Raw genomic sequence first — 17,306 nt, 5'->3', positions numbered from 1 at the left:
GGCCGGGCGGTGGTCCGGTACTGCCCGGTCTGTGGTGAACGGCTTCGGCTGGACGCCGGCCCGCGGGCCCGGTTCTGTTCAGCGGTGTGTCGCTCCAGGCACTGGCATCAGGCCCGCCGCGTGCGGGCGAGGGTGGTGGCGTTGACCAAGGCCCGGGACGCCGCGGAGTGTCCGTCGTGCGGGACGCGGTGGACGCCGGGGGTGGAGCATCCGGCGGGCACGGTCTACTGCTCGCCGAGGTGCCGGACAAGGGCCTGGCGGCAGCGACATGAAGCGTCCGGAACAGCGTCACAGTGACGCTGTTATGAACGCCCTATTTGTTTAACTCGCGCCGAGTTTGACCGAGTTGGCGTCACGTCTTGTTGACGATCTCGCGGCGGGAGGACCCTCCGAATGGAGCAAGGGGCCGCGGGTTCCTTGCGGCGCTTCGTGCCGCGCCCGGCCTCGGACAAAGGGGTGGTGTTCCCCATGTCGGAAGAGAAAGTCGGACAGGTTTCCCGGCGCCGTTACGACGAAATCGTCTCCGGTGACCGGCAGTTGGTCGCTCAGATCGGCCGCGCGATGTTCACCATCGGCGACCACGCGCTGGAGATCGAGCCGATGCGACCGGTCGGGGGTTCGGCGCCGACCTCGGACACGCTGTTCGGGGTGAAGGCGTCGTTGCAGATCTATGCCGACGACATCGGCTTGACGCTCAAGACCGTGTTGCACTACCGGTTCACCTCACACCGGTGGCCCGTCGGCCAACGCCGCGACGGCGTCTCCCACAAGGTCCACGCCGTGCTGGCCAACATCCCCGACGACGAGGAACGGTTCGCCGCGATCGACAAGGTGCCCGTCGACGAGGTCACCGGGGTGCGGCGGTGGACGGCGGACCTGGCCAAGAAACGGGCCGGCCACCGGCCTGAGCGTCCCGGGACTGTCCAGGAGAAGGTGGAGCGCATCCACGATCTGGCTCTCGACGAGGACGTCGCGGTCACTGCGGCGCGGGACGTGCTGCGGCGGCCGGCGGTGGCGGCGCGGCTGCTCCAGGACATCGACGTGCGCCGCACCCTGAACGATGCCCAGACGCCCGAGCATCGCGTGGAGGCCGTGCACCATGTGGTCACCGACGACGTCGCTGCGGCCAAGCTGGCCTCTGACGTGCTGCGTCGGCCGGAGGTTGCTGCCCGGGTGGCAGCTGATGACCGGGCCCGGCTGGCGGTCAACCGGGCCCAGGTCGAACGCTCGCGCCAGCAGGCTGAGGCCTTCCGGCGGGAGTCGCCGGTCGCGCCGGCGATCCGGCGGATCGAGCGGACCGAGGACTTCGTCGATCTGCTCGGCTCGATCCACCGGTTCGTGCGCGAAGCCTCGCAGTCGGTCCCCAAGCTGCGGGGCCGTGAGTGGAGCGGGGACGAGCGCGAGGTCGTTTTGAACAACATCGGCCGTGCTCGGGCGGTGCTGGACTGGCTGGAGACCGCGGTGTCCACCGGGCGGGTCGACATGGACGAAGAACTCGCCCGCATGTTGCGGGGTGAGTAGTGGCGCGCAAGCGCTCCCCGGCCGCAGAGCGTCACGCCGAGCTGATTCAGATCGCTCTGCTGGAGGCAGCCCCGTCGGGGCTGCCGTTCAAACGCCTGATGGGGGCCTGTGAGCTGAGCCAGTACCAGACCCGCAGCGGGCTGACCGCCCTGCGTGACCTGGCCGCTCAGAAGGGCTGGCCCCCACTGCTCTGGACCCGTGAACGGGGTTACCACTTCTGCGCGAGCGAGATCGAGCTGGAGGAGTGGGAGAGGGCCTGGGTCAGTGAGAAGCTCACCCAGTTCAAGCGGATGATCACGGGCACGCTCGCTCCGCACCTGGCTCTGTTCCCCAGGAGCCGGTGGGCGAACTACCTGAACACGCAGATCGAGGCGGTCAAGGCCACCTTGGAGATGGCAGCCTCACAGAGCGGATGAACCTCCTGTCCCGGGACGCCGAAGTGACCGGAAGGACCGGGGTCCTGGCCGGCTCCCTCCCGCACCAGCCCGGCCAGGGCCCCTCCGGTTCACGATGCGCCGATGCAGCTACCCGTCCGACATGACGGACGCCGAATGGGCCCTGCTGGAGCCGCTGTTGCCGCCTCCGGCCTGCGAGACCGGCCGGGGCCGGCCGGAGAAATGGCACCGCCGCGACATCGTCGACGGCATCCGCTATGTCGTCGACAACGGGATCAAGTGGCGGGCGATGCCCGCCGACTACCCACCCTGGCGCACGATCTACGGGTTCGCCCGGCGCTGGGCCGCCACCGGCGTCATCAGCCTCATCCGTGACCACCTCCGGCGGGCCGTCCGGCTCTCCTCCGGCAAGCCCCCGCAGGCCGTCGCCGTGGTCGTCGACTCCCAGAGCGTCAAGGCGTCCGAGACCGTCGGCAAGGACAGCCGCGGCTATGACGGAGCGAAGAAAATCAACGGCCGCAAGAGGCACTTGGTCGTCGACACCCGTGGCCTGGTCCTGCTCGTCATGGTCACCCCGGCCGACATCCAGGACCGCGACGCGGCCAAGGAGATCCTGTTCCGGCTGCACCTGATGCACCCCGAGATTGCCACTGTCTGGGCCGACTCGGCCTATGCCGGACAGCTCGTGACCTGGGCAAAAGACCGTGTGAACATCACCCTCAAAACGGTTCGCAGGCCGCCGAACACCACGGGTTTCATTGTCCTACCCCGCCGCTGGGTCGTCGAACGCTCGCTGTCGTGGATCATGCGGGCCCGCCGACACTGCCGGGACCACGAACGGCTCCCGCAGGTCAGCGAGTCACTGATCACGTGGGCGTCCATCACGCTGATGACCCGCCGCCTCACCCGGAAACCGGCGCGACGGTCCTCACGGGCAACCCCGGCGGCGATGGCTACCGCCGCCTGACGGCCAACATCAAATTCGTGACGGTCGCGACCGTCACGACCCTGACCCACCCCACAGCCCTCACGTCCATCGACGGGCTGCCACCGGCGTCATGTCCACATTCTCAACCCACTCCAACTCCCAGACCAGACCCGCTTCAGTCCCCGAAATCGAAAACAGGCACTCAAAGTGGTGACCGTTTGTGGACCTGTGGAACGGTGCGGCGCCGCGGAGCCTTCCGCGGGCTCGGACCGAGTCAGCCACAGGCCGGTGAACACGGCGCTCGCCAAAGTGACGGCGCCGGCCGCGACAAAGGCGCTGTTGAGGCCGGTCTCGAAGGAGGCGCCGCTGGACTGTCGGGCGCGGACGACGGCTCCAAGTACCGCTACTCCCAGCACCGCGCCGATCTGCCGCGTGGTGCTGCTGATGCCCGATGCGAGGCCGCCTTCCTGCGGACTGACGGCTTGGATGGCGGCGCCGGTCAGGGGGGACATGGCGAGGGCGAAGCCGGTGCCGGCGAGTGCCAGTCGCCACCACACGTCCCCATAGGCCGTGTGGGCGTGCACCATGCCGAGCGCCAGCAGTCCCAGGCCTGCGAGGGCGAGGCCGGCGGTGACCACGATGCGGAAGCCGTACCGGGCGGCGAGCCGGCCCGCGTACGGGCTGACGATCACCATGGCCAGGGACATCGGCAGGGTCTGTAGGCCGGCCCGCAGAATCGAACTGCCCTGGACGTAGACGAAGAACTGGGAAAAGAAGAACGACGAGCCCATGAGCGCGAAGCCCACCACGACCACGGCGGCGTTGGACACGGTGAACAGTCGCTGCCGGAACAGCCGCAACGGCAGCATCGGAGCAGAACGACGCGCTTGGACGGCGACGAAGGCGGCGAGGAGGACCTGCGCGGCGGCGAAGCTTCCCAGGATGACCGGCGAGGTCCACCCTCGGGAACCACCCTCGATCAGCCCGTATGTCAGCGCCCCAACCCCCAGTACGGACAACACCGTGCCCGGGATGTCGATCGCGGGGGCGCTCGGATTGCGGGACTCGCCGAGGCGGCGCACACCGACAAGGAGCAGGATCACGCCGATGGGCAGATTGACCAGGAAGATAGCGGGCCAGCCGTAGGCGTCCGTCAACACGCCGCCGGCCACGGGGCCTGCGGCCAGGCCGATGCCGCTGAGGCCGGCCCACAGCCCGATCGCCTTGATGCGTTCCTGCGGCACGGGGTATGCGGCGGTGAGCAGGGAGAGTGAGGCGGGGGCCAGCGCCGCGGCGCCGATGCCCTGCAATACCCGGCCGGCGATCAGCCAACCAACCGTTGGGGCGAGGGCGCATATGAGGGACGCGGTGGTGAAAACGGCCACGCCGGTCAGGTACACCCGCTTGCGACCGAACCGGTCGGCGAAGACACCGCCGGCCAGAAGCAGCATGGCGACCAACAGGACGTACGCGTCGACGATCCATTGCAGACCGGTCAGTTGAGTGTGCAGCCTGTGCTGCATATCGGGCAGCGCCGCTCCGACGATCGTGTTGTCCAGCAGGACCATGAACTGGCCCAGGCAGGCCACCGTGAACAGCACGGCCCTGCTTGATCGACCGCCTGCGGTCGCATGCGACGCAGCCATGGATGCAGCCAAGAGCTTTCCCTTCGATCGGTCAGGTTCACCTGGTCGGGTCGACGCGGGTGGTGATACGACACAGCGCCCTTAAAGCCGTCGGCGCCTGCGTTAAGGAAATGTACGGCAGCGTGCCGCATAAACGCAAGAGCCGACTGCGTTAAGGTGAGGGTGTGAACGAACAACAGCGAGCCCGGCGGCCCGGCGGGCGCAGCGCACGCGTCGCCGCCCAGGTGCACCAAGCCGTCACCGACCTGATCGGCGAGCGCGGCTACGGAAATTTCGCCGTCGGCGACGTCGCAGCCCGCGCAGGCGTGGCCGACAGCAGCATTTACCGCCGATGGGGGGGTCTGGAAACCCTGCTCACCGAGGTGGTGCTCACCCGCCTCAATGCCCAGTCGCCGATGCCCGACACCGGGAGCCTGGACGGCGACCTGCGCACGTACGCGGCCCAAGTGGCCCGAGAAATCACCGGACCCGACGGTCCAGCGGTGCTGCACCTGGCCGTCGCCCTGTCGAGCAGTGGCCAGCAAGGCCGACAGGCCGGTGCCGACCTCCGCGCCGAGCGCACCAGGCAGCTACAGTCCATGCTCGATCGCGCCCGCGAGCGCGGCGAGCCGGCACCCGACGCACTCGACGTGCTGGACCACGTCCTGGCCCCGATGTACATCCGTGTCCTGTTCGGCATGGTGCCGCTCACCCCGGACTACATCGACGGACTGGTCGACCGGCTGCTGTGACCTCAACCTGGCTCCATACCGGACCGTGGAGGCCCCTGACCGGGTATGCCTTTCACCCGCTGGTCAGCTGCACTCCGCGGCGAAGCCTTCACCTGCACCGCACGTAGACAGAGACTCAGCGGCTGCGGCCTGGATGCGGCTGAGTCAGCAACGTCCGGACCGCGGCAGCGGGCTGCGACAGTGCGTGGACACCTGCCCGGTCGTCATCGACGCCGACACCCGCCTGGTCGTCGGGTCGACGAAGTCAAGGAGGGGCTGCGGGTCACCGAGCCGGGCGAGCGCCGTGGCGGTCGAACGAGCCTCCGGCCAGTATCGTAACCAGCCCCGCCGCCCCAGCACGTCACGCCGGCGGTGCAGTGTGTGCACGGTCCACGCCGCCGCGTCCGGCCCGTCGTCGTACGAGGCCGGGTAAAGCGCCTGGCGGTGCAGCAGCGCCCACGGTCCGCCTCGGGTCGTGGCGTGCTCGGTAGTGCCCCGCTGGTGGTCGAAGAACACCGTCCGCTCGGCCGGCGCCAATTGTGGTGCCGGAGGAGCGACCAGTCCCCGCCGGGATCTCGTTAACCGCTCGGCGAGCGCGGGCGGCATGGTGCCGGTCAGCGCCCAGGCCAGCATGTGCGGGGTGTCCCGGGTGTGCACCCACACGGCCAGCGGATGCGGCCCCTCGGTATCGCGAAGGCAGGCAGTAGCACTGACCATCGGCGCGTCCAACTACACTGCCCCGAAAGGAGTTTGGGGCGTTACGTGATTGAGATGACGTTCGAGCCGAAGGGCTGGAAACGATCCACGGAACGACGATGCTCTTGCCGATACTCACTTCATGGAAGCATCCGAAGTGACGACCTGGGTCATGGCGCTGCTGACCCAGGCATCGAATGGGGCGGCGGGTGCCATCGGCGGAGCGGCTGGGGCTGAGGCGGCACGGCTGATGAGGGAGCGACTGGGGTCGTCCCCCGAAGGCCGCCAGGCCCTCGATCCGGCGAGCGCGAGCACCGACGAGACGGAGCGCCAGGTGGCCGCCACCCTCGCCGCGGATCCCGAACTCGCGCGCCACATAACGCGGTTGTACGAGTCGACGCGGCCCAGCTCCCCGGCGATGCACGCCGGACGGGACATCCACCACGCCCACATCGGCGACCACTCCAAGCACAACACCATCTCGTTCGGCCCCCTGACCCTGCGCAAGGAGAACCTCACACCGATGACGGTAGCGGCGCTGCTGCTCGTCGTGGCGCTCGTCATGGGGCTGGGAGCCTACGGAGTCACCAAGGTGGTGGGTGGTGACGACGGTGCCGCGGGGGCGCCTTCGGTGGGCTCGGGTGAGGGCCGCGACGGATCGGGGACGTTGGCGGCGGGCAGCGGCGAGGGAAGCGGCGCCGGGAAGGGGCGAAAGACAGCCGCCATCAAGGATCTTGAGCTCCTCAAAAGCGTCCTGCCCGACGTACAGAGCATGCCGTCCGGCTGGTCATTGGTCGAGCCGGCGGACGTGCAGGCTGCGACCACGGACAACAGCTGCCGGCAGGGTGGCTGCGACGGGCTGGGGAGCAACGCCGGGGTCGCCTTCGCGGATCCGGGCTCGGTCAACAAGGCGTACTTCGCGATCGAGGCGTTCGACAGTGCCGAGACGGCGGCGGCCGGGTACAAGAGGTGGAGCGACGGGATCGCGAGGGAGGGCAAGGACTCGCTCGTGTCGCCTGGATCCGCCGGCGCCATCGGCGATCAGAGCGTGTTCTATTCCGGACAGGAACCCACGGAGTCGGGGACCACCTATCACCTACAGACGGTCGCCCGAGCGGGAACGATCATGCTCACCGTCGTCTACGGCGGGGGCAGTCACCCACTGGATCCGACGGTGCTGCCGCGACTCGCCCGCATGGTGGTCGAGCGCGCCCGCCAGGCTCAGAACGAGGAACGGCCGTCGGCCACCTTCGCCGACGTACGCTGACGCGCCCCCTACGCCCTCGTGCGGTCGCCCCCTCCCGCCACAAGGAGTGGGGCTCTCTGCGCTGGCTCGGTGACTGATGAGCAGGAGCAGCGCACGCGGGGAAAGCGTCGTGCGCAGGCATCCGACCCACGGCGGTCTTCGCCGCGCCCATGGGGTGCCTGGCATGACCAACTCCGGGCCGAGCCATGACGGGTGCAGTGACTCAGCCACCCAAGGGATGGCCGGCCCACGCCACAGACCGCTGTCGGCGGCTCCGCTCCCGCGGTGAGGTGCCGCGCCGGCCGAGAGCACCTCATGACCCACCATGCCCCCCCAGGTCCCCCTGCCCCCTCTGCCCCCTGCCCCCTGCCCCCTGCCCCCTGCCAGGCGCTGCCACTGCGCTCGCTCTGGCGCACCGCCGTGGCCGAGCCGGCATGACCACCACCTGCGCCTGTGGACCCCGGAGTTCGCCCATGAGGGGCGGACCCGCTCAGCGTCGTTGCCGGAGGGGCTGGCTACTCTCCCGCCATGGATCAGCCCCACACAACCAGGCCCTGCGCGGAGGACATCCTCGCCGCTGTGCCCGGACTCGCACCGTACGCCTTGCCGGCCGTGGTGCTGGCCCCCACACCGGGGGAACCGACCGTCCACCAGAGTTCCGTGGGTGGGCCGTTGCTCTGGCCGGCCGACGAGGCGTGGCCGTGCTGCGACCTCCCGGACGAGAAGTCTGATTCCGGTACGCCGGCGACCGCCATGGTGGCGGTGGCGCAGGTGTACCGGAGGGATGCACCGGGCGACTGGTGGCCCGAGGGCAAGGATGTGTTTCAGCTCCTGTGGTGCCCCAACGTGCACTGGGATCCGCCGGCTCCGCATGCCGACGTCAGCCCGGTCGCGGAGATCCGCTGGCGCGACAGCGCAGACGTGAAACGCACACGCACCTCACCCCCGCTGCCCGTTCGGCAGGAGGACCCGGACTACGGATACACCCCGGTGCCGTGCACGCTCACCCCCGTGCCCCTCATCGACTTTCCCCACCCACAGACCCTGCTGGACGGAGAACTCAGCAAGTCCGTACAGCAGTACGCGAAGGCGACCGGAGACGGAAGCGATGTCATCACCCGGGTGGCCGGGATCAAGTTCGGCGGGTGGCCCACCTGGCACCTGACCGACCCGTACGACATCCTGTGCCTGACCTGCGGCGCCCCGTGCCACCTGCTGTTCACCGTAGCCAGCGACCACACCACCGGGATCACGGTGGGCAGGTGGGGCGACTTCCGGATCTTTGCCTGTCCAGCCGGAGAAGGACACGGCTACGTCTTCGACCAGCACTGATCCGCGCCTCGCGGGGGCCGCTCCACCCTCACGGGGGCCGCTCCCCCTCGCGGGGGCCGCTCCACCCTCACGGAGCCCGAGGGCCGAGCCTCATCCGAACTCCCCGCGTTTCCGCCGCGACTCAGGGCGGCACCGGCGGGGCCGGCGCATTCAGCGCGCAGGGGGGCGGCTAAAGTCACGGCCATGGAGGGGACGAACGACAGTCGGCCGTGCCGGTGGTGCCAGCGGCCGGTCACTCGACGCGGCCGGTGGGGCGTGAAGCGCTACTGCACCGGCTGGCACCGGCTCAAGCAGTACTTGATGTGGCCGTTGGCGGTTGTGCTGCAACTCTTCTCCTGACTGCTCATGCAGAGAGCTGTTCCTCGGGGAAGGCGCAGAGCACGCACATGCCGAGCGGGCGCGGAACGCAGTAGCCGTATACCACGCGGCACTTCGGGCCCCCGTGCGGCGGGCAACCCCGCGAGCGCAAGGCGAACCTACTTGTCCAGCACCCGTCCGAGGAAGCCGCGCAGGTAACCCGCGACGACGTCCAGGTGGCTCTCCAGCAGGAAGTGCCCACCGTTGACCAGGTGCACCTCCGCGTCCTTGGCATCGCGGGCGAAGGCCCGAGCGCCGGCCGGGCCGAAGATTTCGTCGTTGCGGCCCCACACAGCGAGCACCGGGACCTCGCTGGTGCGCAGGAATTCGTGCAGCAGCGGGTAGAGCGGGCGGTTGTTCCGGTAGTCGCGGAACAGCGCCAGCTGGACCTTGTCGTTGCCCTCGCGGGAGACGAGGGCGAAGTCGTGCTCCCAGGTGTCCGGGCTGACCGTACTCGGGTCGGGCACGCCGTGCACATACTGCCAGCGGATGGCATCGACGCTCAGCGCGGTGCGGACAGCGGGTTCGGTCCCGGGGCCGGGGTGTGCCCCGTAGGCCCAGACGTCGGTCCAGAACGACTCGACGAAACCGTCCTCGTAGCCGTTGCCGTTCTGGGTGACGAGGGCGGAGATCCGTTCGGGGTGCTTGAGCGCGACGCGCCATCCGATGGGGGCGCCGTAGTCCTGGACGTAGAGGGCATAGCGCTCCAGGCCCAGCTGGTCGAGGAGCCCGGAGGTGAGTTCGGCGAGGGCGTCGAAGGTGTACGTGAACTCGTCCACGAGCGGGGCGTCGGAGTGGCCGAAGCCCAGATGGTCCGGTGCGATGACGTGGTAGTCGTCGGCCAGCAGCGGGATGAGCTCGCGGAACATGTACGAGCTGGTGGGGTAGCCGTGCAGCAGAACGATTGCGGGGGCGTCGGCGGGGCCGGCTTCCCGGTAGAAGATCCTGTGGCCGTCGACGGTGGCAGTCCGGTGGTGCACCGAGCGCATATCTAACCCCTTTGGTGATTTGATCAGGTTAGGCGCTCGCCATGCAAGCACTGGGCCGCTAACCTGTCAAGTGACTCAATCAGGTTAGATGGGAGCGGTTAACCGATGGACACGCTGCTGGACCTGCTCAACAGCAGGCCCCTGGTCAACGGCGAGGAACAGGACGCGCTGGCAGACCCGGCCGGAGGCAGGCGCTGGGCGCGGGAACACGGCGGCGAAGGCAGCCTCGCGGAACTGGCGTTGCTGCGCCAGACGCGGGACATCCTCCGGGACACAGTGCGCGGAGAGAGCTCGCCCACCGCGCTGAACCCGCTGCTCGAAGGGGTCCACCAGACCCCGGAGGTCACCTCCGGCGGCCTTCAGTGGACACTCACCACTCCCCCGCACGCCAGGCTGGCCGTAGAGGTGGTCCTCGCCTGGGCCGCCACCGAAAAGCAACTGCCCGGCCGGCTACGCCCCTGCGCCAACGATGCGTGCCAGTTGTTCCTGCTCGACCGCAGCCGCGCCAACCGCGCCCGCTGGTGCTCGATGGCCGCCTGCGGCAACCGCGAAAAAGCACGTCGCCACTACGAGCGCACCCGCTGACCGACCCCCATCACGCCGCACGCCGCACACCGTACGCGACACGCGCTCCCACCAGCGGACCCGTCGCCCGAACAGGACCAAAAGCCGATGCGGAAGCCACCCCCCAGGGCAGCGTGGACCACTGACGGCCCACAGCACCGCCCCGACCCCGCGGAGAGGACCCGGTAGACCTGCACACACCCCGCGCCGTCCTGGTTGCCGACCGCGCCCACGCAGGCGCCGGCTGACAGACCCCGGATCAAAGGACAGCCGGCGTGACCGGCCCTCAGGGACATCCCCGGCCGGCACCGAGGTCGAGGCGCAGTACGTAACGCAGACAACAAGCGCGCCCTCGTACGCGTCGCGCCCGCGGGAGTACGCCTCATCCCCGGCGGGCGTTCCCGCGGGCCGCGAGATCGCGTGCGTCACGAAGCCGGCGCAAGGCGTCCTCAGACGCGGCAACAACGCGCGCGGCTGCCAGGATCGGCATGTGATACCGCAAGCCCTAGCAGACGGCGAAGCTGTCACGTGCCGCCCGACCCCGTTCAGTCAAACCGAGGTCACGGTTTCAGGCCAGGCCGCGAAAGGCGTTCCGGGCCTGGGCGAGGCACGTGAGGCAGCCACCGAACACAGCAACGGCAGCGGCGCTTGCGTGGAGGTTGCCGCCCTTGCGGGCGGAGGGATGACTGTTCGCAACGCGAGGGATGACTGTTCGCAACGCGCGGTTCCCTGAACGGCCGGCTGGCCCCGGTCTTCCCCCCGCAAGAGACGAAGGCGTTCTTCTCCGGCGCATGTGAAGAGGAGCCCGAATACATTCCAGAGGCCGCATCGTGACGGTGAGCGGGGAGCGCAGTGACCAGCCCAGTTCCCGGCCCAGGACCCAGGGCGGGCACTCCGCGGACAGGCGGGAAATACGCAGGTACCGGAACGAGTCCTGGCAGGAGTCACGTTCAGCGCGGGCGCCGGCCCGGTCGGTCTTCGGTTTGTCGGGCAGCAGCGCTGCGGAGCGGTAGACGACCGCGAGTTTGTCGTAACAGGTGGCCAGGCCTCGCCACTGCTTGAGCAGGCTGAATGATCGTTCCACGACGTTCCTGCGCTTGTAGGTCTCGGTGTCCAGAGTCCGGGGCCGTCCGCCGCCGCGGCCTTTCCTCTTGCGGTTGGCCTGTTGATCGGCACGCTCGGGAATCACCGTGCGGATGCCACGGACCGCGAGGTCGTCGTGGACCCGTTTGGAGGAATACTCCTTGTCTGCGAGCAGTGCGTCCGGTGTGGTGCGCGGCCTGTCACGGCCAAGTCGTGGGACTCGGATGTCGCCCAGCAAGAGAGGGAGGACCTGTACGTCGTGGACCTGGCCAGCGGTAGGCGGAGTTTGGTTCTTGCTTTGGCAGGTGACAGCGCTGATGTCCTTCTCCGGCCGGGTCGTATTCGTGGCGTGCTGGTGGGCTCGGTTGATGGTCGAGTCGACCGAGACTGTCCAGTCGATCCCTTTGATCGAGTCCGTCTGGGCGGTCACTTGGGCCGGAACTGTGTCCCAGGTGCCGTCGGCCGCGCACCCTCGGTGGCGCTTCCATACCGTCTGCCGGGGACCGAATGCTTCGCGGGGCAGATCTCTCCAGGGGATTCCGGTGCGGTACCGATAAATGATCCCTTCGACGATGCGGCGGTGGTCGGACGCCCTGCCTTCCCCGCGCTGCGGGGAAGGCAGGGCACTAGGCGCGCCTATTGCTCGTCAGTCAGCAGAGGCATGCGCCCGCTCGTGGTCACCGAGGCCGGTAGGCGGTGACCAGCACAGAGACAGTGACCTGATCGGGCAGGACGCCGCCGTTGTTAAGGTCTGCGCGGCTCACGTGGCGTGCACTCGGCGTCATCTCAACCAGGTCCAGGGCACCCAGCTTGGTCAAGGGAACGGAGTACTCCACCTGCTCGGTGACGACGGCGTCGAAGAAGGGGTCGAGCGCTCGGTGCAGACGGTGTTCCTTGGCCGGATCGATCATGATCATTGCAGGCATCCGGCCACGCAGCTCGGCCAGGTGCCCCCCGGTGGGTCGGACGACGATCAGCCGGCCGGTGGGGCGCAGTACGCGGTGGAACTCGGCCGGGTTGCGTGGGGCGAACACGTTCAGCACGACATCGGCCGCCCCGCCGGCCAGTGGAAAGGGACGGAAGACGTCCCAGGCCACCGCAGCGGCTCGGTCGTGGGCACGGGCCGCCAAGCGCAGCGCGCGCGCCGATGTGTCCATCCCCAGACCACGGGCGCCAGGCATCTGGTTGAGTACGCCAGCCAAGTAGTAGCCCGTGCCGCACCCGACATCCACCACCGTGCCCAGCTCGGACACGGCATCAACCGCCAGGCGGGCCCCGACTTCGCGGATGGGCGCGTAGGCGCCGGTGGACAGAAAACGGTCTCGGGCTTGAACCATGGCCGCATCGTCGCCGCTGGTGGCGCGGGTGCCCGTCAGCAGGCTGGCATAGCCGTGCCGGGCGATGTCGAAGGTATGGCCCACAGGGCAACGCAGTGCACCGTGGCCAGGGTGCAGGCGGCGCGTACGGCACGCCGGGCAACGCAGCAGGTCGAGGAACAGGTCGAGGACAGGGGGAAGCGACACGGGCACGAGGCACTCCTGGCAAGGGGTGAAGGGAAGGGATCGTGCCTGCGCGGTCAGAGCGCCACTGCGTCAGAAAGGAACGGGCAGCATCGGGACGTGGTTCGCGCAGCAGGCACACCAAGGAGGGCGACGCCGTCCGGCGTCGCCCTCAGCGCCTTCCGATCACAGGAAGCAGCAGTGCGGGGTGCTCATGAATGCCACGTCATAAGTCTACGAGCGCGGCGGAGACCGTCATGCCTCAGTTCCCAAGAGGGTTGGGAGTGGCTTTGTTGGCGAGTTCCAGGAACGTAGAAACGAAGTCGAGCGGCTGATCGGGAAGTTGAAGATCAACCGGGCAGTGGCCATGCGCTTCGACAAGCGGGCCTACGTCTTCCAGGGATCCGTCACCACCGCAGCCATACGTCTCTGGCTCCGGGCCTGAGCACGGGGCATACGAGCTATCGAGCCGGGTTCCCGTGTCTGACGATGCACCCGCGCAAAGTCCGCTTGATCGACCGGCTTAGGGTTCCTGCATGACGACCACACTCTGTCTTCGGGAGATCACCCCAGCCAACTTCGACGCAGCGATCGGTCTGCGGGTTCGTCCGGATCAGGAGCACTTGGTCGCGCCGGTCGTAAAATCTCTGGCAGAGGAGTACGTCTATCCCGGCATAGCTTGGCCCCGCCTCATCTTTGACGGTAACCGTCCCGTCGGTTTCCTCATGGCCTTCTTCGACATCGACGGGAGGGGCGACGACACAGGCACCGATATCCGTTCCGGTCTCTGGCGGCTCAACATCGCAGATGGCGAGCAGAGTCGAGGGTACGGTCGCTTCGCGGTCGAGTCCGTTGCTGCTGAAATCCGCAGTCGCGGCGGCACCCGCCTGACCACCACTTGGCATCCGGGCCCGGGCGGCCCCGAAGGTTTCTACCTCGGGCTCGGATTTCGTCTGACGGGTGAGACCAGCGGAGGCCAAACACTCGGCGAGCTGGACTTGCGCTAGGACTCGACCTATCGGACAGGCCCTAGTCCGCCGTCGGCCCCGTCCGAGCCAAGCATCTGTGGCAGGGCGGCCCCCGAGACGGCGGACCGCGAGCGGATGCTGCGCGAGGTCGAGCGCGACAACAGGCCGGGCGCGGCAGCTGGCACTGACGGGTAGCCGGGTCAGTCAGGGAGATGCCCGAGCACCAGCAGGCTGTACGGCACCTCGTCCCCGGTCCGCCGCAGTGGCTTTGTTCACGGGTTGTGAAGCGCATTGTTCATGGGTTTGGGAGGCGCCCGGATCCACGGTCGGGTGATGTTCACGAGTTTTGAAGTCGCCGGGGTGCTTGCCACGGGAGCATCGGGATGCTCCCGGTGAAAGGTCCTGGTCATGCCGCAGATGTCGAAGGTAGAGCTGTACGCGGCGATCCGTCGGGACCACCGCGGCGGCATGAAGATCCGGGAGATCGAGCGCAAGTACAACGTGTCGTGGCGGACGGTCCGCAAGGCCGTGGACTCGGTCTGGCCGGAGCCGAGGAAGCAGCTGCCGCCGCGACCGACCGCGTTGGACCCGTACAAGTCGCTGATCGACGGGATGCTGCTGGCAGATCTGGATGCGCCGCGCAAGCAGCGGCACACGATCACGCGGATCTTCCACCGCCTGGTCGAGGAGCACGCCGCGGACGTCTCTTACCAGATGGTCCGGCGCTACGTGAGTGACCGGAAACCGCAGATCCTTGTGGAGTCGGGGAAGGCGCCGGTCGAGGCGTTCGTGCCGCAGACCCACCAGCCCGGCATGGAGGCCGAGGTCGACTTCGGCGACGTGACCATCCGGCTCGCTGGCGAGCTTGTGACCTGCTACTTGTTCTCCTTCCGTCTTTCCTACTCGGGCAAGGCCGTCCACCGCGTCTTCGCATCTTGCGGGCAGGAAGCCTTCTTCGAAGGGCACGTCCACGCGCTACGGACGCTGGGCGGGGTCCCGCGGAGCAAGGTCCGTTACGACAACCTCAAAGCCGCTGTTGCCCGGGTGCTGGGCCTGAGCCGGGCCCGGGTGGAGGCCGACCGGTGGATTGCGTTCAGGTCGCACTTCGGGATCGAGAGCTTCTACTGCCGACCGGGCATCGAGGGCGCACACGAGAAGGGCGGAGTGGAGGGACAGATCGGCTACTTCCGTCGCAACCACTTCACCCCGGTGCCCGAGGTCAACTCGCTGGCCGAGCTGAACGAACTCGTTGACCAGTGGGATCTTCACGATGGGCGGCGTCGGATCGGTTCGCGGCCGCGGACGATCGACGAGTACTTCCAGGTCGAGCGGCCGCTGCTGATGCCGCTGCCGGAAGAGCCCTTCGAGACGGGCCGGCTCTTCACTCCGCGAGTCGACCGCTACAGCCAGATCGCGGTCCGCACGAACCGTTACTCGGTCCCGGTCCGGCTGATCGGCAAACGGGTCCGGGTCGTACTGCATGCCTCTCACCTGGTGGTTTTCGATCGGAATGTGGAAGTGGCCCGGCATGAGCGGCTGATCGCGAAGGGTGGCTGCCGCCTGGATCTGGACCACTACCTCGAAGCTCTGATCCGCAAGCCGGGTGCCTTCCCCGGCGCGACCGCACTCGAACAAGCCCGCTCTGCGGGCAAGTTCACCCCGGTCCATGACGCCTGGTGGGCCGCGGCGGTCAAGGCCCACGGAGACACCGCCGGCACCAGGGCCTTGATCGAGGTTCTGCTGCTGGCCCGCCACGTCTCGCACGAGCACCTGGTCGCCGGCCTCGCGATGGCTCTACGGGCCGGGGCACTGACCGCGGACGCGGTCGCCCTCGAAGCCCGCAAGATCGCCCAGGCCGAAGCCGAACCCACCGGGAAACCCTCGTCGGCCGGTGCCGCGAGGGCGACCGTGACGTTTCTGCACGAATGGCGGCTCGCCCATCTTCCCCCGGACACCAGGCCGCTGCCCTCGGTGACCCACTACGACCAACTGCTCCGACGCCGTCGCGCCAGCGGCGGTGAACACCGCGAGGGAGAAGCACAGTGACCCTGCCCCGCCAGCGAGGACTGACCGAGCAGGCCGCCAACACGGCCATCGACACCGCATGCCGCCTGTTGCGGCTGCCGTCGATCAGGAACGAGTTCGCCGACATCGCCGACCGGGCTATGAAGGACCAGATGACCTACCGCGGCTTCCTCGCCGAGCTGCTGATGGCCGAGTGCGACGACCGGGCCCGACGCCGTTCCGAGCGCCGAATCAAAGCAGCCGGATTCCCCCGGGACAAGTCCCTACGGACCTTCGACTTCGACGCGAACCCCAACATCGACGCGGCCACCATCCACACCCTCGCCAGCTGCGAATGGATCAAGAAGAGCCAGCCGCTCTGCCTGATCGGCGACTCCGGAACAGGCAAGTCCCACATGCTCATCGCGCTGGGAACCGAGGCGGCGATGGCCGGCTACCGGGTCAAGTACGTCCTGGCGACGAAGCTGGTCAACGAACTCGTCGAGGCCGCCGACGAGAAGCAGCTCTCCAAGACGATCGCCCGCTACGGCCGCGTCGACCTTCTCTGCATCGACGAACTCGGCTACATGGAACTCGACCGCCGCGGCGCCGAGCTCCTGTTCCAGGTTCTGACCGAGCGGGAGGAAAGGAACAGCGTGGCCATCGCCTCAAACGAGTCCTTCGGCGGCTGGACCAAGACGTTCACCGACCCTCGCCTCTGCGCGGCCATCGTCGACCGCCTCACCTTCAACGGCACCATCATCGAGACCGGCACCGACTCCTACCGCCTCGCCAGCACCCGAGCCCGCGCCGAAGCCGCGGCCAGCTAGGTTCCGCTGGGAGCGTCGGCCACTTCTCCGGTCTCAGGGGAGCTGGCCGACGACCCATCGGAGCGAAGCAGGGCCCGCAACTCTTCGGGAGTGACAGGCCCCGAGTCATGAACGGGCTGGCCGACGTCGGCAGGCCAACTGGGACGGAAGCGTTCGACGAAGTCTGTGAAGTCGGTCCGCAGATATCGAGAGTCGTACGGCTTCAGCCGGATCTGCTGGCGGCTGTCTGCCCACCAGATCTCGAAATCGGCAACAGTGCCCTCCGCTGGCCAGTCTTCGCCCTCGCTCGGCAGCAGCAGAACGTCGACAAAGCCTCCGACACTCAGGCCGATGTCTACGAAGATCCCGATCGCACCGGGTCTGGGAACCTTCACCACAGTGCCCTCGAAGACCTGCCCGAAGCGCAGGCCCTTCCGAATCCGAGCCCACTCGACATCTGTCACCACGAACAGATCATCGCATCTTCGTCCAGGATGCGAGCGGTTGAGACTCCACGTGAACTGCAGCAGTGCTCCCTCACGATGATCGCCTCATCGAC

15 protein-coding genes and 2 pseudogenes are annotated in these 17,306 nt (G+C 68.2%); 11 read left to right on the top strand and 6 right to left on the bottom strand.

Translation table 11 applies throughout. The annotated features are described in order from the left end of the window. Nucleotides 1–393: 393 nt before the first annotated feature. From DWB77_RS37290 to DWB77_RS37280, 3 genes are all read left to right on the top strand, one after another. A complete protein-coding gene (locus DWB77_RS37290) occupies nucleotides 394–1,521 on the top strand; it encodes a DUF6192 family protein (protein ID WP_246033791.1) in 1,128 nt (375 codons plus the stop codon). Next, nucleotides 1,521–1,937, top strand: coding sequence for a RacP protein (locus DWB77_RS37285; RefSeq protein WP_120727156.1), 417 nt, complete (start codon nucleotides 1,521–1,523; stop codon nucleotides 1,935–1,937). Before DWB77_RS37290 ends, DWB77_RS37285 begins: the two co-directional genes overlap by 1 nt. A 94-nt stretch (nucleotides 1,938–2,031) precedes the next feature. Further along, nucleotides 2,032–2,883, top strand: coding sequence for an IS5 family transposase (locus DWB77_RS37280; protein WP_120727154.1), 852 nt, complete (start codon nucleotides 2,032–2,034; stop codon nucleotides 2,881–2,883). Between the two features lie 89 nt (nucleotides 2,884–2,972). Here the strand turns inward: DWB77_RS37280 and DWB77_RS37275 are convergent, their stop codons facing one another. Continuing rightward, on the bottom strand, nucleotides 2,973–4,490 hold the full coding sequence (locus DWB77_RS37275; RefSeq protein ID WP_120727152.1) for an MFS transporter: 1,518 nt from the start codon (nucleotides 4,488–4,490) through the stop codon (nucleotides 2,973–2,975). A gap of 164 nt (nucleotides 4,491–4,654) precedes the next feature. Here DWB77_RS37275 and DWB77_RS37270 point away from each other — a divergent pair, with 164 nt between their 5' ends. Then, nucleotides 4,655–5,221 (top strand): TetR/AcrR family transcriptional regulator, encoded by a 567-nt coding sequence (locus DWB77_RS37270; RefSeq protein WP_120727150.1) that lies wholly within the window; start codon nucleotides 4,655–4,657, stop codon nucleotides 5,219–5,221. A gap of 144 nt (nucleotides 5,222–5,365) precedes the next feature. Here DWB77_RS37270 and DWB77_RS37265 read toward each other — a convergent pair whose 3' ends face one another. Continuing rightward, complete coding sequence (locus DWB77_RS37265) at nucleotides 5,366–5,917, bottom strand: hypothetical protein (RefSeq protein ID WP_246033790.1); 552 nt, start codon at nucleotides 5,915–5,917, stop codon at nucleotides 5,366–5,368. Between the two features lie 121 nt (nucleotides 5,918–6,038). On the opposite strand from DWB77_RS37265, the gene DWB77_RS37260 reads away from it, so the two are divergent. Further along, on the top strand, nucleotides 6,039–7,163 hold the full coding sequence (locus DWB77_RS37260; protein ID WP_162952730.1) for a hypothetical protein: 1,125 nt from the start codon (nucleotides 6,039–6,041) through the stop codon (nucleotides 7,161–7,163). Between the two features lie 507 nt (nucleotides 7,164–7,670). Then, a complete protein-coding gene (locus DWB77_RS37255) occupies nucleotides 7,671–8,474 on the top strand; it encodes a hypothetical protein (protein WP_246033789.1) in 804 nt (267 codons plus the stop codon). Nucleotides 8,475–8,950: 476 nt separating this feature from the next. On the opposite strand, the gene DWB77_RS37250 is transcribed toward DWB77_RS37255, so the two are convergent. Next, on the bottom strand, nucleotides 8,951–9,820 hold the full coding sequence (locus DWB77_RS37250; RefSeq protein WP_120727146.1) for an alpha/beta fold hydrolase: 870 nt from the start codon (nucleotides 9,818–9,820) through the stop codon (nucleotides 8,951–8,953). A gap of 105 nt (nucleotides 9,821–9,925) precedes the next feature. Here DWB77_RS37250 and DWB77_RS37245 point away from each other — a divergent pair, with 105 nt between their 5' ends. Further along, on the top strand, nucleotides 9,926–10,405 hold the full coding sequence (locus DWB77_RS37245; RefSeq protein WP_120727143.1) for a CGNR zinc finger domain-containing protein: 480 nt from the start codon (nucleotides 9,926–9,928) through the stop codon (nucleotides 10,403–10,405). Between the two features lie 970 nt (nucleotides 10,406–11,375). On the opposite strand, the pseudogene DWB77_RS37240 reads toward DWB77_RS37245, so the two are convergent. Together DWB77_RS37240 and DWB77_RS37235 are read right to left on the bottom strand one after the other, a co-directional pair. After that, a pseudogene (locus DWB77_RS37240) lies at nucleotides 11,376–12,094 on the bottom strand (IS5 family transposase); the annotation flags it as partial. Between the two features lie 50 nt (nucleotides 12,095–12,144). Beyond that, nucleotides 12,145–12,996: a methyltransferase domain-containing protein gene (locus DWB77_RS37235; RefSeq protein ID WP_174248671.1), complete on the bottom strand. Its 852-nt coding sequence runs from the start codon at nucleotides 12,994–12,996 to the stop codon at nucleotides 12,145–12,147. A gap of 277 nt (nucleotides 12,997–13,273) precedes the next feature. On the opposite strand from DWB77_RS37235, the pseudogene DWB77_RS37230 reads away from it, so the two are divergent. The 4 genes and pseudogenes from DWB77_RS37230 to istB form a co-directional block, all read left to right on the top strand. Further along, nucleotides 13,274–13,411, top strand: a pseudogene (locus DWB77_RS37230) (IS5/IS1182 family transposase); the annotation flags it as partial. 91 nt (nucleotides 13,412–13,502) lie between these two features. Next, nucleotides 13,503–13,973 carry a GNAT family N-acetyltransferase gene (locus DWB77_RS37225; protein ID WP_120727142.1) on the top strand — a complete coding sequence of 157 codons (471 nt, stop codon included), beginning with the start codon at nucleotides 13,503–13,505 and terminating at the stop codon, nucleotides 13,971–13,973. 378 nt (nucleotides 13,974–14,351) lie between these two features. Continuing rightward, nucleotides 14,352–15,980: an IS21 family transposase gene (gene istA, locus DWB77_RS37220; RefSeq protein WP_162952735.1), complete on the top strand. Its 1,629-nt coding sequence runs from the start codon at nucleotides 14,352–14,354 to the stop codon at nucleotides 15,978–15,980. Continuing rightward, nucleotides 15,977–16,768 (top strand): IS21-like element helper ATPase IstB, encoded by a 792-nt coding sequence (istB, locus tag DWB77_RS37215; RefSeq protein WP_120719387.1) that lies wholly within the window; start codon nucleotides 15,977–15,979, stop codon nucleotides 16,766–16,768. The genes istA and istB overlap by 4 nt, the downstream gene beginning before the upstream one ends. On the opposite strand, the gene DWB77_RS37210 is transcribed toward istB, so the two are convergent. Continuing rightward, on the bottom strand, nucleotides 16,765–17,214 hold the full coding sequence (locus tag DWB77_RS37210) for a hypothetical protein (RefSeq protein WP_246033323.1): 450 nt from the start codon (nucleotides 17,212–17,214) through the stop codon (nucleotides 16,765–16,767). The genes istB and DWB77_RS37210 overlap by 4 nt on opposite strands. Nucleotides 17,215–17,306: the final 92 nt, after the last annotated feature.

The sequence above is a fragment of the Streptomyces hundungensis genome (assembly GCF_003627815.1).
Classification (GTDB): Bacteria; Actinomycetota; Actinomycetes; order Streptomycetales; family Streptomycetaceae; genus Streptomyces; species Streptomyces hundungensis_A.
Note: the sequence above shows the minus strand (reverse complement) of the source record. Positions and strands in the feature narration are given on the sequence as shown.

Excerpts from the sequence above, each read along its gene's own strand:
- istA (WP_162952735.1), top strand. The coding sequence starts at position 14,352 with ATGTCGAAGGTAGAGCTGTACGCGGCGATCCGTCGGGACCACCGCGGC.
- DWB77_RS37265 (WP_246033790.1), bottom strand. The coding sequence starts at position 5,917 with ATGGTCAGTGCTACTGCCTGCCTTCGCGATACCGAGGGGCCGCATCCG.
- DWB77_RS37260 (WP_162952730.1), top strand. The coding sequence starts at position 6,039 with ATGGAAGCATCCGAAGTGACGACCTGGGTCATGGCGCTGCTGACCCAG.
- DWB77_RS37280 (WP_120727154.1), top strand. The coding sequence starts at position 2,032 with ATGCGCCGATGCAGCTACCCGTCCGACATGACGGACGCCGAATGGGCC.
- DWB77_RS37275 (WP_120727152.1), bottom strand. The coding sequence starts at position 4,490 with ATGGCTGCGTCGCATGCGACCGCAGGCGGTCGATCAAGCAGGGCCGTG.
- DWB77_RS37255 (WP_246033789.1), top strand. The coding sequence starts at position 7,671 with ATGGATCAGCCCCACACAACCAGGCCCTGCGCGGAGGACATCCTCGCC.
- DWB77_RS37250 (WP_120727146.1), bottom strand. The coding sequence starts at position 9,820 with ATGCGCTCGGTGCACCACCGGACTGCCACCGTCGACGGCCACAGGATC.
- DWB77_RS37225 (WP_120727142.1), top strand. The coding sequence starts at position 13,503 with ATGACGACCACACTCTGTCTTCGGGAGATCACCCCAGCCAACTTCGAC.
- DWB77_RS37245 (WP_120727143.1), top strand. The coding sequence starts at position 9,926 with ATGGACACGCTGCTGGACCTGCTCAACAGCAGGCCCCTGGTCAACGGC.
- DWB77_RS37290 (WP_246033791.1), top strand. The coding sequence starts at position 394 with ATGGAGCAAGGGGCCGCGGGTTCCTTGCGGCGCTTCGTGCCGCGCCCG.